The organism is Pantoea sp. FN0307, from assembly GCF_050113815.1.
GTDB lineage: Bacteria > Pseudomonadota > Gammaproteobacteria > Enterobacterales > Enterobacteriaceae > Mixta > Mixta alhagi.
This window is the reverse complement of sequence record NZ_JBNJSO010000002.1, coordinates 447,283-462,500: the sequence shown is the minus strand read 5'-3', so window position 1 is coordinate 462,500 and position 15,218 is coordinate 447,283. Positions and strand designations below refer to the sequence as shown.

At 52.8% G+C, this 15,218-nt stretch carries 13 protein-coding genes and 1 other RNA gene; 5 read left to right on the top strand and 9 right to left on the bottom strand.

The genetic code is table 11. The annotated features are described in order from the left end of the window. Position 1 precedes the first annotated feature (1 nt). A non-coding RNA gene (gene ssrS, locus ACQE3Z_RS09755) (6S RNA) lies at positions 2-185 on the top strand. A gap of 97 nt (positions 186-282) precedes the next feature. After that, positions 283-873: a 5-formyltetrahydrofolate cyclo-ligase gene (locus ACQE3Z_RS09750; RefSeq protein ID WP_426973596.1), complete on the top strand. Its 591-nt coding sequence runs from the start codon at positions 283-285 to the stop codon at positions 871-873. A 49-nt stretch (positions 874-922) separates the two neighbouring features. Here ACQE3Z_RS09750 and serA read toward each other — a convergent pair whose 3' ends face one another. After that, on the bottom strand, positions 923-2,161 hold the full coding sequence (gene serA, locus ACQE3Z_RS09745) for a phosphoglycerate dehydrogenase (RefSeq protein ID WP_426973595.1): 1,239 nt from the start codon (positions 2,159-2,161) through the stop codon (positions 923-925). A 282-nt stretch (positions 2,162-2,443) separates the two neighbouring features. Continuing rightward, entirely contained in the window at positions 2,444-3,103 is a 660-nt protein-coding gene (rpiA, locus tag ACQE3Z_RS09740; protein ID WP_426973594.1) for a ribose-5-phosphate isomerase RpiA, read from the bottom strand. 189 nt (positions 3,104-3,292) lie between these two features. On the opposite strand from rpiA, the gene ACQE3Z_RS09735 reads away from it, so the two are divergent. Then, positions 3,293-4,207, top strand: a complete 915-nt coding sequence (locus ACQE3Z_RS09735) for a LysR family transcriptional regulator ArgP (protein WP_426973593.1) — start codon at positions 3,293-3,295, stop codon at positions 4,205-4,207. 235 nt (positions 4,208-4,442) lie between these two features. On the opposite strand, the gene ACQE3Z_RS09730 is transcribed toward ACQE3Z_RS09735, so the two are convergent. The 6 genes from ACQE3Z_RS09730 to epd form a co-directional block, all read right to left on the bottom strand. Further along, complete coding sequence (locus ACQE3Z_RS09730) at positions 4,443-5,165, bottom strand: oxidative stress defense protein (RefSeq protein WP_426973592.1); 723 nt, start codon at positions 5,163-5,165, stop codon at positions 4,443-4,445. Between the two features lie 175 nt (positions 5,166-5,340). Then, entirely contained in the window at positions 5,341-5,964 is a 624-nt protein-coding gene (argO, locus tag ACQE3Z_RS09725; protein ID WP_426973591.1) for an arginine exporter ArgO, read from the bottom strand. Positions 5,965-6,121: 157 nt separating this feature from the next. Then, entirely contained in the window at positions 6,122-7,015 is an 894-nt protein-coding gene (mscS, locus tag ACQE3Z_RS09720; RefSeq protein WP_426973590.1) for a small-conductance mechanosensitive channel MscS, read from the bottom strand. Positions 7,016-7,199: 184 nt separating this feature from the next. After that, positions 7,200-8,279 carry a class II fructose-bisphosphate aldolase gene (fbaA, locus tag ACQE3Z_RS09715; protein ID WP_426973589.1) on the bottom strand — a complete coding sequence of 360 codons (1,080 nt, stop codon included), beginning with the start codon at positions 8,277-8,279 and terminating at the stop codon, positions 7,200-7,202. A gap of 98 nt (positions 8,280-8,377) precedes the next feature. Continuing rightward, entirely contained in the window at positions 8,378-9,541 is a 1,164-nt protein-coding gene (gene pgk / locus ACQE3Z_RS09710; RefSeq protein WP_085070223.1) for a phosphoglycerate kinase, read from the bottom strand. Positions 9,542-9,591: 50 nt separating this feature from the next. Beyond that, positions 9,592-10,611: an erythrose-4-phosphate dehydrogenase gene (gene epd / locus ACQE3Z_RS09705; protein WP_250650821.1), complete on the bottom strand. Its 1,020-nt coding sequence runs from the start codon at positions 10,609-10,611 to the stop codon at positions 9,592-9,594. A gap of 641 nt (positions 10,612-11,252) precedes the next feature. Here epd and ACQE3Z_RS09700 point away from each other — a divergent pair. Next, positions 11,253-11,819, top strand: coding sequence for a bactofilin family protein (locus ACQE3Z_RS09700; protein ID WP_426973587.1), 567 nt, complete (start codon positions 11,253-11,255; stop codon positions 11,817-11,819). A gap of 273 nt (positions 11,820-12,092) precedes the next feature. On the opposite strand, the gene tkt is transcribed toward ACQE3Z_RS09700, so the two are convergent. Beyond that, positions 12,093-14,084, bottom strand: coding sequence for a transketolase (gene tkt, locus ACQE3Z_RS09695; RefSeq protein ID WP_426973586.1), 1,992 nt, complete (start codon positions 14,082-14,084; stop codon positions 12,093-12,095). A 290-nt stretch (positions 14,085-14,374) separates the two neighbouring features. Here tkt and ACQE3Z_RS09690 point away from each other — a divergent pair, with 290 nt between their 5' ends. Beyond that, the gene (locus ACQE3Z_RS09690; RefSeq protein WP_085070216.1) at positions 14,375-15,133 is read left to right on the top strand and encodes a M48 family metallopeptidase; all 759 of its coding nucleotides are present in this window, start codon (positions 14,375-14,377) and stop codon (positions 15,131-15,133) included. The last annotated feature ends 85 nt before the right edge of the window (positions 15,134-15,218 follow it).

Here is a 15,218-nt window from a genome sequence, read left to right as displayed (position 1 = left end):
AATTTCTCTGAGATGTTTGCAAGTGGGCCAGTCCCCTGAGCCGATATTTCAAAACCACAGAGTGTGGCGCTCCGCAGCCTGTGTGCATGCCCGGTTCGTCCGGGAAGCCTAATGGTTACGACGACACATTCACCTTGAACCAAGGGTTCAAGGGTTACAGCCTACGGCGGCATCTCGGAGATTCCTTTCTTTTCCTCAGCAGTAACGCCTTGCGTTCGCCTGTAAATCCTTCGTCTTCTCTGTGCTATATTCGCAGCATTGCCCGCTGGCGCAGGAACCCCTATGTCTTTATCTCTTGAACGACAGGCTATACGTACGCATGTACGCCATTTACGGCGTGGACTCGGTGCAGAGCAGCAAACGTGCGCGGCAAATAGCGTCGCTGAACATGCATTAAACGTAGCGTCGATGGATCGGGCTCAGCATATCGCGCTGTTTCTGTCGGTTGATGGCGAGCTCAATACCCGTCCGCTGATTGCCCGGCTCTGGCAGCAGCACAAGCAGGTTTATCTGCCGGTATTACACCCTTTCTCGCCGGGAAACCTGTTGTTTATCCACTATACGCCGGAAACAATACTGATCCCCAATCGGCTACGCATTCCGGAGCCGCCGCTGGACGTGCGGCATATTATTCCGCTCAGCCAGCTGGACGTGATGTTTGTGCCGCTGGTGGCGTTTGATAAGCAGGGACAGCGTCTGGGAATGGGGGGCGGGTTTTACGATCGTACCCTGCAGCACTGGCGCAGCCATGGTTTTCTTCCCATCGGTCTGGCGCACGACTGTCAGCAGGTGGATACGCTGCCTGTCGAAGCCTGGGATATCCCGTTGCCGGCGATTTTAACCCCTTCCCGTTTGTGGCAGTGGGAAACGTAAAACGCCGCCTGAAAATCAAGGCGGCGTCGGCAGAGATAAACGTGGGTAATCAGTAAAGCAGGCGCGCGCGCATCGTGCCCGGAATCGCTTTCATCAGCGTCAGCGCTTTATGCGCAACATCCAGTTCCGCATCAATATCGATAACCACATAGCCCATCATCGGCGTGGTTTGCAGATACTGTGCAGAGATATTGATCCCCTGCTCCGCAAAAATCTGGTTAATGGCGGTCAGCACCCCTGGACGGTTTTCATGGATATGCAGCAGACGGCTAACGTGTGCGCCATGCGTAGGCAGTGAAACTTCCGGGAAGTTAACGGCAGAGAGCGTAGAGCCGTTATCAGAATATTTTGCCAGCTTGCCAGCGACTTCAATGCCGATATTCTCCTGCGCTTCCTGCGTTGAGCCGCCGATATGCGGCGTCAGGATCACATTGTCGAATTCGCACAGCGGGGAGTTAAACGGATCGCTGTTGGTCGCCGGCTCTTCAGGAAAGACATCGATAGCTGCACCGGACAGATGTTTATTCGCCAGTACCTGGCAGAGCGCGGGAATATCCACCACCGTTCCGCGCGAGGCGTTAATTAACAGCGAGCCGGGCTTCATCAAGGCCAGCTCCTCTGCTCCCATCATATTTTGGGTAGAGGAGGTTTCCGGCACGTGCAGGCTGACAACATCGCTCATATTCAGCAAGTCGGAAAGATGCGTGACCTGCGTGGCATTGCCCAGCGGCAGTTTGTTCTCAATATCGTAGAAAAAGACATGCATGCCCAGGCTTTCCGCCAGCACGCCCAGCTGCATGCCGATATGACCGTAGCCAATAATACCCAGTTTCTTACCGCGCGCCTCATACGAACCGGCGGCCTGTTTATTCCAGATGCCGCGATGGGCTTTGGCATTCGCCTCTGGGATGCCGCGCATCAGCAACAGCATCTCCCCGATAACCAGTTCCGCCACTGAACGCGTATTCGAGAACGGCGCATTGAACACCGGCACGCCGCGTTTTGCCGCCGCGTCTAAATCCACCTGATTGGTGCCGATACAGAAGCAGCCTACGGCCACCAGCTTTTCAGCTGCGGCAAGAATCTCTTCAGTCAGCTGAGTACGGGAACGAATACCGATAAAGTGCGCATCGCGAATGGAGGCTTTCAGCGCTTCGCTATCCAGCGCGCCTTTGTGATATTCAATATTGGTGTAACCTGCCGCACGCAAATTATCCAGCGCGCTTTGGTGAACGCCTTCCACCAGCAGAAACTTAATTTTGTCTTTCTCCAGCGATACTTTTGCCATTTCCCGACCCTATTTTGCAGACTTCAGAAGAGGCTGTAATAAGCCAGCCTTCTGCCAAAATATCAAAATTTACGCGCACGGCAATACAAACGATTGCCTGCCGCTTAGCATGGGTAAATGTGGATTAAGACGGATTCAACAGATTATGATGAGAAGCGCGTTACTGGCAGAACGATAGCATTGCAGACACCCGTTATGTGACATAAGTCACCAAATTATGCCGTGCGTAGAAAAGATGTTTTTCAGCAAGAAATAACCGGCGCGGCAGACGCGCCGGTCAGATCATTGGGTAATGGTTTTTACCCCATCAGGGCCGCCGATCAGTGCCACATCGGCGCCGCGTGCGGCAAAAAGCCCCACCGTTACTACGCCAGGCAACGCATTGATGGCGCGCTCCAGCTCGGTCGGGTTCACAATGCTGAGATTATGTACGTCGAGAATAATGTTGCCATTATCGGTTACCACCTGCTGACGATATTCCGGCAGGCCGCCCAGCTTCACCAGTTCACGCGCCACATAAGAACGCGCCATAGGGATCACTTCCACCGGCAGCGGGAAAGCGCCCAGCACATCAACCTGCTTTGACGCATCAGCGATGCAGATAAACTTATCCGCGACCGCCGCGATGATCTTCTCACGCGTCAGCGCCGCGCCGCCGCCCTTGATCATCTGCATCTGCGGGTTGATTTCATCGGCGCCGTCAACGTATACCGCCAGAGAGTCGACCTCGTTAAGATCGAATACCGGGATACCCAGACCTTTTAGCTTCAGCGTAGAAGCCTCTGAGCTGGAAACCGCCCCCTCGATTTGGTGTTTGATCGAGCCGAGTGCATCAATAAAGTGGGCGGCGGTCGAGCCGGTGCCCACGCCAACAATGGTCCCTGGCGTGACATAATCCAGCGCGGCCCAGCCAACTGCTTTTTTCAGTTCATCCTGCGTCATGGTATGTTTAAAACCTGTGCTAATAGTGTGCGCGTAGTATAAAACAAGCTCTGGCTAAAATGCCTGTTGGACACGCGGTGTTTTGTCGCTTTGCAAAGCAGTCCACAAACTGTCGTCGTTATCCGCAGCCGCAAAGTATTAATTTTATGGCATAGTGTCCCGCCGTTCCTGAAGGAGAACAGAATAACAATGAAAAGACCCGATTATCGAACGCTTCAGGCTCTGGACGCTGTGATTCGCGAGCGCGGCTTTGAGCGCGCGGCGCAAAAATTGTGTATCACCCAGTCGGCGGTGTCACAACGTATAAAGCAGCTGGAGAACATGTTCGGTCAACCTTTGCTGGTGCGCACTATTCCGCCCCGCCCGACCGAACAGGGACAAAAACTGCTGGCTTTGCTGCATCAGGTAGAGCTGCTGGAAGATGAGTGGCTGGGGGATGAAAACGGCGGCACAACGCCGTTGCTGCTGTCACTGGCGGTAAACGCGGACAGTCTGGCGACCTGGCTGCTGCCCGCGCTAAAAGATGTTTTAACCGATTCGCCGGTACGCCTGAATTTACAGGTGGAAGATGAAACCCGCACGCAGGAACGCTTACGTCGTGGTGAGGTTGTCGGGGCCGTGAGTATTCAGCCGCAGCCGCTGCCCAGCTGTTTAGTGGATCGGCTTGGCGCGCTGGATTACCTGTTTGTCGGCTCGCCTGAGTTCGCCGCACGCTACTTTCCTAATGGCGTAACGCGCTCAGCGTTGCTAAAAGCGCCAGCGGTGGCCTTTGATCATCTTGATGATATGCACCAGGCCTTTTTACAGCAGAATTTTGATTTATCGCCCGGCAGCGTGCCTTGCCATATCGTTAATTCGTCTGAGGCGTTTGTGCAGCTGGCACGTCAGGGCTCGACCTGCTGTATGATCCCACACCTGCAAATCGAAAGAGAGCTGGCAAGCGGTGAGCTAATCGATCTTACACCCGGCCTTTATCAGCGCCGGATGCTTTACTGGCACCGCTTTGCGCCAGAAAGCCGCCTGATGCGTAAGGTCACCGATGCGTTGCTGGCGCATGGTCATCGTGTATTGCGTCAGGAAGAAGATAAAGCGATTAGCGGTTAAGGCGCGATGAAAGACATGCTTGCCTGCACATTAACGCCCAAAACCTAAGGCTCGGGGAGTGCAGGCAGAGGAGTAAAGCGTCCCGCGCCATGGATGGCGCGGGCCGAGCTGTCAGGGATGACGTTTTTTGCGTCTTTACGATCGGCCTGCACTTCCCGCGCAAGCGCCCTGCTTCCGCAACCTAAGGCGTGAGAAGTCCTTTAGGCTATTCAGATGGCATTTCTGCCGGGTTCAACTAGTTACGCTGTAGTTCGAACACCACATCAACCTGATCGTCAAAATGAATGCTCTGCTGCTCATACGTTTGCTGAGCAGAGGTCATTGGCGCAGCCTCAGCGGCTTTGTACATACGCGCAATTGGCATCGGCTGATAGTTGGCAACATGGTAGCGCACGCTATAAACCTGGCCCAGCTTAGCGTTAAAGCCTTTTGCCAGCGCCGCCGCCTGCTGCGTGGCGTTTTCAATCGCCGCCTGTCGCGCCTTCGCTTTGTAATCATCCGGATTCGCTACGCCCAACTCTACCGAGCGAATCTCATTCAGCCCTGACTTCAGCGCGCCATCCAGTAAATCGTTCAGCTTATCCAGCTGACGCAGCGTCACCTGCACCTGACGTACCGCACGGTAGCCTTTCAGCACCGATTTACCCTCTTTGGTGTAGTCATATTCTGGCTGGGTACGCAGGTTCGCCGCATCGATATCTTTTTTCTCGATACCATTTTTACTTAGCAGATCGAAGTATTGCGCCACGCGATCGTCCGCCTGTTTTTTCGCTTCCGCGGCATCCTTGGAGGAAACGTTAACTTCTATCGCCAGCGTGGCGATGTCAGGACGGGCATCTACGCTGGCCTGTCCTGATGTAACAACGTGCGGTCCGTTGGGTAGCTCATTCGCCTGAGCGATTAACGGCCCGGTACTTAATACCATCATTGCGGCCAGAGCCAGTGCTTTCAGTTTCACGAAAGGTCCTCCTTGAAGACAAAACAAATTAACGGGGCACCGTACTGGCAGTTGCCATCACGGCCACGCAAGCCTGCCACAAGCCAGCCGCGGGCGACATGCGTGCTCCTCTGAGTTTTTATTGTGGCAAAAGTTTCCTTTTTTGCCGCGCGCCGCGTTTAATTCTGCCAGCGGCTCAGTAAAAGCCCGTTAACGCCTGTAATGCCAGTTTGAAGGCAATGAACCACATCACTACGCCGACAAACAGATTAATGATGCGCTGCGCGCCGACCGTACTCAGCCGTGGTGACAGCCAGGCCGCCAGCAACGCCAGGCTAAAGAACCAGAGAAAAGAGGCACTGGCGGTGCCGAGCGCGAACCAGCGACGCGCCTCTGGCGGCAGTTGCCCACCAAGGCTGCCCAGCACGACAAAGGTATCCAGATAAACGTGCGGGTTTAACCAGGTCACCGCAACCAGCGTAGCGATAATTCGCCAGCGGCTTTGCTGCTTTAGTTGGGTACAGGCAAGAGAAATATTAGCGCTAACCGCCGTACGCAGTGCGCCCCAGCCATACCACAACAGAAAAGCGACGCCGCCCCAGGTCACCAGATTCAGCAGCAGCGGTGACTGATTAAGCAGCGCGCTGCCGCCGAAAACGCCGGCGGAAATCAGAATGATATCGCTTAGCGTACAGAGCGCGGCGGTCATAAGATGATATTGCTGCCGTATACCCTGATTAAGTACAAACGCGTTTTGCGGTCCCAGCGGCAATATCAGCGCCACACCCAAAGCAAGCCCTTGAAAGTAGATGGATAACATGAACTTTTTCCCAAAGCGGATAATGGCGGGCAGTGTATAGCGTCAGGACAAGCAGGAGAAATGGAAAGAATTAATGAGATATCAGCGAAGCTAATAACAGCGCGGGCGAGGTGTTACCTCGCCCGCTGGCTTACACTGCGTTTGCCATTGCTTGCCATTATTGTTTAACGTTAACGGTTTCTGCGCTGGCTTTTTCCGCTTCAGCAGACTTTACCTGATGCAAATGAACATCCATCTGCGGATAAGGAATACCAATGCCGTTCGCATCCAGCGCACGCTTGAAATTTTTCATCAAATCCCAGTAAACATCTATCAGCTCGCCACTATTACTCCAGCAGCGCACCACAAAATTCAGCGAGGAAGGCGCCATTTCATTCAATCCAATCTGTACGCCTTTATCCTGCAACACGCGCGGATCGGCATCCACAACCTCACGCAGCAGGGAGATCACCTGATCGACATCAGCATCGTAGGCCACACCGATAATAAACTCATTACGGCGCACCGGCTCGCGTGAGAAGTTAACAATGTTGCCAGAGATTATTTTCCCGTTAGGGACAACTACCATTTTACCGTCGGCGCTGCGTAACGTCGTAGAGAAGATCTGCACATTCAATACCGTGCCCATTACGCCGCCCAGATCGACAAACTCACCGGTACGGAACGGACGGAAGGTGACCAGTAGTACGCCTGCGGCAAGGTTAGAGAGTGAGCCTTGTAACGCGAGGCCCACCGCCAAACCTGCCGCACCCAGTACGGCAATCACCGACGCCGTCTGTACCCCGACCCGCCCCAGCGCAGCAATCAACGTAAAGGCGATAACGCCGTAACGCACCAGCGCCGACAGAAAATCTGCCACGGTGGCATCGATATGACGTGCGAGCAGCAGACGGTTTATTCCATTCGAAATGATGCGCGCGATAATCATCCCCACAATAAGGATAGCGAAAGCGGCAACAATATTAACCGCATAACCGATCAGCAACGCCTGATTATGTATCAGCCATCCGCCTGCGCTGCTGATGCCATTTACCACATCTAAATCTTCCATCTATTCACCCTGTTATCTTTCCCCAAAAGAGATTGTGAAAACCGTTAGTGAGAGCTGAGCAGCCCTGCACCAAGGGTAACAATAACCATCCGCTTCGCCAAATAAGTGACGATAAAGGTTACATTTTTCATGCAAAATGCCATAAAAAAAAGGCCCCCTGGGGCCTTTTATCATCAGTTCGCGATTACAGCGTATTGATGTTGTTCAGCTCTTTAAATGCCTGCTCTAAACGCACAACCATGGAAGTCTGTGCAGCACGCAGCCAAACGCGCGGATCGTAGAATTTTTTGTTCGGCTTATCGTCGCCTTCCGGGTTACCCAGCTGCGCCTGCAGATAGCCTTCGTTCTTTTTGTAGTACTGCAGAATACCGTCCCAGGTCGCCCATTGGGTGTCGGTGTCGATATTCATTTTGATTACGCCGTAGTCGATAGATTCTTTGATCTCTTCAGCAGAAGAACCAGAACCACCGTGGAACACGAAGTTCAGCGCATTGTGCGGCAGGTTATGTTTCTGGCACACATATTCCTGAGAGTTTTTCAGGATTTTCGGCGTCAGAACCACGTTACCCGGCTTATAAACGCCATGTACGTTACCGAAAGAGGCGGCGATGGTGAAACGATGGCTTACTTCGCTCAACCTGGTATAAGCGTAATCAACGTCTTCCGGCTGGGTGTACAGCGCAGAGCTGTCGAGATGGGAGTTATCCACGCCATCTTCTTCACCACCGGTCACGCCCAGTTCGATCTCCAGCGTCATATCCATTTTCGCCATACGCGCCAGATATTTGCTGCAGATTTCGATGTTTTCTTCCAGCGTCTCTTCAGACAGGTCGATCATGTGAGAAGAGAACAGCGGCTTACCGGTCTGAGCGAAATGTTTTTCGCCCGCGTCCAGCAGACCGTCGATCCACGGCAGCAGTTTCTTCGCGCAGTGGTCGGTGTGCAGGATAACCGGCACACCATATTTTTCTGCCATCAGATGCACATGGTGCGCACCAGCGATCGCACCAGCGATAGCAGCAGCCTGCGGCTCGTCAGATTTAAAGCCTTTACCCGCGATAAATGCGGCACCGCCGTTAGAGAACTGAACGATAACCGGAGCCTGAGCTTTAGCAGCAGCTTCCAGTACGGCGTTGATAGAATCGGTGCCCACGCAGTTAACGGCTGGCAGAGCGAATTTGTTCTCTTTTGCTACCTGAAATACTTTTTGTACGTCATCACCGGTGACAACGCCTGGTTTTACGAAATCAAAAATTTTAGACATCTGTTTTGTCCTGTTTCGTCGGCCGTGTTACGGATTCACGCCCATTTAAGTAAGCTGGGCAATACGTTCTGGCAGGACGCAAAGCCCTGCCCTAAAAGTTACTGTTTAGCACGCTCTTCGAGCATAGCGACCGCTGGCAGTTTTTTACCTTCCACAAACTCAAGGAACGCGCCGCCGCCGGTAGAGATATAAGAAATCTTATCTTCGATGCCAAACAGATCGATTGCCGCCAGCGTATCACCGCCGCCAGCAACAGAGAACGCTTCGCTATCAGCGATGGCGTTAGCGATGATTTCGGTGCCTTTACGGAAGTTCGGGAATTCGAACACGCCTACCGGGCCGTTCCACAGAATGGTTTTCGCCTCTTTCAGCACTTTCGCCAGGGACTGTGCCGTTTCATCGCCGAAGTCCATAATCTCTTCGTTGTCGGCGATTTCGTTAACTTTTTTCACCGTAGCCGGAGCAGTTTCAGAGAATTCCGTACCCACGCGTGAGTCGGTAGGCACCGGAATAGCGTACTGATCGCGCAGGCCTTTCGCGGCTTCAACGAAATCCGGCTCATACAGAGATTTACCGACTTTGTTATCGATAGCCACGAAGGTGTTGGCGATACCGCCACCGACGATAACGGTGTCAGCGATTTTAACCAGTGAGTTCAGCACGTCGAACTTGGTAGAAACTTTAGAACCACCCACTACCGCTACCAGCGGACGAGCCGGGTTGTTCATCACTTTACCCAGCGCTTCCAGCTCGGCAGAGAGCAGCGGGCCGGCACAGGCGATCGGCGCAAATTTACCTACGCCATGCGTAGAAGCCTGCGCGCGGTGAGCGGTACCAAATGCGTCCATAACGAATACGTCACACAGCGCGGCATATTTTTTCGAGAGGGTTTCGTCGTCTTTCTTCTCGCCTTTGTTGAAACGCACGTTTTCCAACACCACCAGCTCACCTGCGCCAACTTCTACGCCGTCGAGGTAATCTTTAGCCAGGGTAACGTTGGTGCCGTTTAGTTTCTCTTTCAGGTAGTTAACTACCGGCAGCAGCGAGAACTCTTCGTTGTATTCGCCTTCGGTCGGACGTCCCAGGTGGGAAGTCACCATCACTTTCGCGCCCTGTTTCAGAGCAGCTTCGATGGTCGGCAGCGAAGCGCGAATACGCGCATCTGACGTCACTTTCCCTTCTTTAACCGGCACGTTGAGATCGGCACGGATCAGAACGCGTTTACCAGCAAGATCCAGATCGGTCATCTTAATTACAGACATGGTGAACCCTCTCGTTGATTCTCATAAGTTTTGTCAGACGCATCCGCGTCTTACCTGAAACCACTTGCGGCCATTGCTAACGTCGTGTCGAGCATCCGGTTAGCAAAGCCCCATTCATTGTCACACCAGACTAATGTCTTAACCAGGTGGTGACCGCTGACCCGCGTTTGCGTGCCGTCCACTATGGCACTGTGCGGATCGTGATTAAAATCGATCGAGACTAACGGCATTTCCGTATAGTCAACTATACCACTAAAAGCCCCCGCTGAGGCATTTTGCAGCACGGCGTTCACCTCGCGCGCGCTGACCGCTGCGCGGACGCTAACGCTGAGATCCATCGCGGTCACGTTAATCGTAGGCACCCGCACGGCGATCGCTTCAAAGCGATCGTGGAACTGCGGCAGGATGCGTCCAATGCCCGCAGCAAGCCGCGTATCAACGGGAATGATCGACTGACTGGCAGCGCGTGTACGGCGAAGATCGCTGTGATAAGCATCGATCACCTGCTGATCGTGCATCGCGGAATGGATAGTGGTCACGGTGCCGGATTCGATGCCAAAAGCATCATCCAGCAGCTTAATAATCGGAATAATACAGTTAGTCGTGCATGAGGCGTTGGAGACAATGCGATCGCTTTGTTTAAGCGCCTGCTCATTTACGCCGAAGACTACCGTGGCATCAAGATCGTTGCCGCCGGGATGGGAAAACAACACTTTCTTCGCCCCCGCCTGCAGATGGGCTTCGCCATCGGCCCGGCTACCCCAGATGCCGGTACAATCCAGCACCACGTCAACATTGAGTTCGCGCCATGGCAGATCGGCAATTTGCGCCTGATGCAGCAGACGAATCGTATCTTCACCCACCCACAATAGATCGCGCTCCTGACGCACTTCCCAGGCAAAACGACCATGGCTGGTATCATATTTCAACAGATGCGCCATACCGGCAGATTCCGCCAGTTCATTAATGGCGACCACGCTAATTTCTGCCCGACGGCCGGTTTCGTACAGCGCACGTAGTACGCTGCGTCCAATACGGCCAAAGCCATTAATCGCTACGCGAAGGGTCATACATCTCCTGCGTCAGAACCTGATAAATACGTGCCGATAGCCTGAGCCAGCCGTTACGATTTGTACAGGGAAAAATCCGCCAGCGCAATCCATCCAAAGTGTGAGGAATTGTCGAAACTGAAACGCTTCAGCCAGAATATTCGTTACCAGGAATAATTAAAATGATAGCGATCAACCCTTGGCACAAACTTCTGACGCAGATCACAAATTTGAATAAAAGTTGCCGTGGGTATCCCCGCTTTTGCCAGCGCTCATAGTATGGTGAGACAATATCAACGCCTGCTTTACATGCAAACCGCCTGCAAGCGGAGACCTGTGGTCATGCATCGCCCGCACTTTGCGGAGGACCTGATGCTCTGTATTAAATGCAGACATTATCTGACAGCTCTGTATTACCTGATAAAAGGTTCAGTCGTGACGACTGCACCGCACTTATTTTGGTTCGGTAAAAGGACGTTATGAACTATAAGCTGCTTTGGGGCGTCTGGTTTACCTGGGCTACGGCTTTACTGATTTATTGTCTTGAATGGGAAAGCCGCCAGGAGCTACTCATCCTCCTGTTAAAAATAATGTTGGCGTTAATAACCTCTTTCATTATTTTATCTTTACTTCGCTATATAACATCTCACAAAGGACTGATTATGTTTAAACGCAAAGAGAACGCATCCGCCAGTAATTCCGCTACGGAAGAACAGGCGTGTTATATTCCGCCGCAGCCAATACAGGATAATAGCGAAACGGTTTCGGCCGCGATGGTGGTAGACAAGGAAGCGACTATTATTCCCTCTAATTGCCATATTAACGGTGAGATAAAAGCGTCTGGCGATATGAAAATCAACGGTACTATCGACGGCACCATCACGGCGGAGCGAACCGTCTACGTGCTCAGTAAAGGCAGCGTGGAAGGAGAAATTTATGCCGCTAAGGTTGTTGTGGATGGCAAAGTCACGGGCGTTTGCGCCAGCGCGGTTGTAGAGATCAACGCCCGCGGCTTAATTGACGGCACCATTGAAAGCGACGATCTCTCTATCAATAAAAGCGGACGTTTTTACGGTACGTCGAAACCGCTGGCGGTAAAAAAAACGCCGCCGGAAAGCAAGCCAGCAGTTGATAATAAGAATAGCGATGAACAGTTTACGATTATTCAACAGGTACTGGATAACGTGCCGGATAAATTATCATTCCAGATGAAACCTGAAGTTTATTAATTGCCAGATTCATAAATAAAATAACATCTACTAAATGAATAGATTTTACGTCAGCCAGTTAGACTCTTAAGCCCAGAAGGTTAGCTGCAGCAATTCCGCTGTTTATTAACGAAAGTAATTAGTTGCTAAATTAATGGGCTGGACAATGGGGGGGCTAATTTCATAAAAGATATTTTTACTGCATAAAACAACATATAAATAATGGCGCGCGGATTATTAAACCGCGCGCCATGAAAATATCAGGTTCGTCCGCATAACGGACAAACCTTTTTCTTACAGAATCGCTTTCGCTTTTGCTACCACGTTCTCAACGGTAAAGCCAAACAGCTCGAACAGCTTCTCCGCCGGGGCAGATTCACCAAAGGTGGTCATGCCGATTACCGCGCCGTTCAGGCCGGTATATTTATACCAGTAGTCAGCAATACCCGCTTCGATAGCTACGCGCGCGCTAACCGCTTTCGGCAGCACTGATTCACGGTAAGCCTCATCCTGCTTATCGAACGCATCGGTAGAGGGCATAGAAACCACGCGTACCTGATAACCTTCAGAAGTCAGCTTATCCCAGGCAGCAACCGCCAGTTCAACTTCTGAACCGGTTGCGATCAGGATCAGCTGCGGCTGGCCTTCGCAATCTTTCAGCACGTAGGCGCCGCGCGCAATGTTTGCCAACTGCTCAGGGCTACGTGACTGCTGTGCCAGATTCTGACGGGAGAAAATCAGCGCTGTCGGGCCATCCTGACGTTCAATGGCATATTTCCACGCCACGGCAGATTCAACCTGATCGCACGGACGCCAGGTGCTCATATTCGGCGTGACGCGCAGGCTGGCAATCTGCTCAACCGGCTGGTGAGTCGGGCCATCTTCGCCCAGACCGATAGAGTCATGGGTATAGACCATCACCTGACGAATTTTCATCAGCGCAGCCATACGCGCCGCGTTACGCGCATACTCAACGAACATCAGGAAGGTGGCAGTGTAAGGCAGGAAACCACCGTGCAGCGCAATGCCGTTAGCGATAGCGGTCATGCCGAATTCACGTACGCCGTAGTGGATATAGTTACCAGCCGCATCATCATTGATGCCTTTTGAGCCGGACCACATGGTCAGGTTGCTTGGTGCCAGGTCAGCAGAGCCGCCCAGGTATTCCGGCAACAGTTTACCGAACGCTTCGATCGCATTCTGCGATGCTTTACGGCTGGCGATTTTCGCCGGATTGGCCTGCAGCTGCTCGATAAATTTCTGCGACTCTTCCTGCCAGTTGGCCGGCAACTCGTTGTTCATGCGACGCGTAAACTCAGCGGCCAGCTCCGGATAAGCCTGCGCATAGGCATCAAATTTCTGCTGCCATGCGGCTTCTTTTACCCGACCTGCTTCTTTAGCATCCCACTGCGCATAAATGTCCTGAGGGATAACAAAAGGCGCGTGTTCCCAGCCCAGCTGTTTGCGGGTCAGCACGATCTCGTCATCGCCCAGCGGCGCGCCGTGTGAATCATGCGTACCGGCTTTATTCGGTGAGCCGAAGCCGATAACGGTTTTACACATCAGCAGCGACGGTTTATCGCTCACCGCTTTCGCTTCTTCAATCGCTTTCTTGATCGCATCGGCATCGTGGCCGTCTACGCCACGCACCACGTGCCAGCCGTAGGCTTCGAAGCGGGCAGCGGTATCGTCGCTGAACCAGCCTTCAATATGACCATCGATAGAGATACCGTTGTCATCGTAAAACGCCACCAGCTTGCCCAGCTTCAGCGTACCGGCCAGCGAGCAAACCTCATGGGAAATCCCTTCCATCATGCAGCCGTCACCCATAAACACATAAGTATGGTGATCAACGATGTCATGATTCGGACGGTTAAACTGCGCCGCCATGGTGCGTTCAGCGATCGCCATACCCACCGCATTGGCAATCCCCTGCCCCAGCGGTCCAGTCGTGGTTTCCACACCTGCGGTATAACCATATTCCGGGTGGCCCGGCGTTTTAGAGTGCAGCTGACGGAAGTTTTTCAGCTCGTCGATTGGCAGATCGTAACCGGTGAGGTGCAGCAGGCTGTAGATCAGCATCGAGCCGTGACCGTTAGAAAGAACGAAACGATCGCGATCGGCCCACAGAGGGTTGGTTGGATTATGGTTCAGATAATCGCGCCACAGCACTTCGGCGATATCAGCCATGCCCATCGGGGCGCCCGGATGACCAGATTTCGCTTTTTGTACTGCATCCATGCTCAAGGCGCGAACGGCGTTGGCAAGCTCTTTACGAGAAGACATGTGTTACTCCAGGTCGGATTTATTGCTTCGCCGTCCTTAACCTATTGTAATTAATGAGTTATCAGGCAAAGCCAAGGGAAAGTCGCCAAACAATGTACATGAAAAGCGGGGTGGAAGTACATGGCGTGAGATGCGAAATATCAGGGACATTTCGCGCTTTCGGCGTTGTCTACTGGGCTTTATATATTGAAACCGCTATAAAGGTGCCTTCCTGAAAAAAGCGCCACGCGTAGTTTTATGCAGGACTTATTATATTTACTAGCTTGTTACTGTTATGGGATATGAATGGAATGAAAATCCGTGCTTCTTTGATGGCCCTGTCGGTCGCCACTTTACTTTCTGGCTGTCAGAATATTGACAGCTCCGCGCTGATGCAGTCTGGCGCCCAGGCTTTCCAGGCCGTTACCCTCAGCAATGATCAGGTTAAGACGCTCAGCGACCAGTCATGCCAGCAGATGGACAGCGAAGCGCAAATCGCTCAGCCAGGCAGCACCTACCAGAAACGTCTGGATAAGATCGCCGCCGCGCTGGGCAATAACATTAACGGTACGCCGGCCAACTATAAGGTTTATCTCACCAAAGATGTCAACGCCTGGGCGATGGCCAACGGTTGTATCCGCGTTTATAGCGGTCTGATGGATATGATGACCGATAACGAAGTTGAAGCGGTGTTGGGTCATGAGATGGGTCACGTTGCGCTGGGCCATACGCGTAAAGCGATGCAGGTCGCTTACGCCACCACGGCGGCGCGCACTGCTGCAGCCTCAATGGGTGGTATTGCGGCCTCGCTGTCACAATCACAGCTCGGCGAACTGGGTCAGAAACTGGTTAGCGCGCAGTTCTCGCAAACCCAGGAATCTCAGGCGGATGATTACTCTTACGACCTGCTGAAAAAACGCGGCATCAATCCGAACGGACTGGTTACCAGTTTTGAAAAGCTGGCGAAGCTGGAAGGCACTCATCAGAGCTCGATGTTTGACGACCATCCCGCTTCTGAGGCGCGCGCGCAGCATATCCGTGAACGTATGGCTGCCGACGGCCTTAAATAAGTTAACCCACAGGGGCGTTACGCCATCTCTTTTTAGCCAGCGGCATAAAAAGGAGGCGTTTCGCCTCCTTTGTGCATGATAAGCA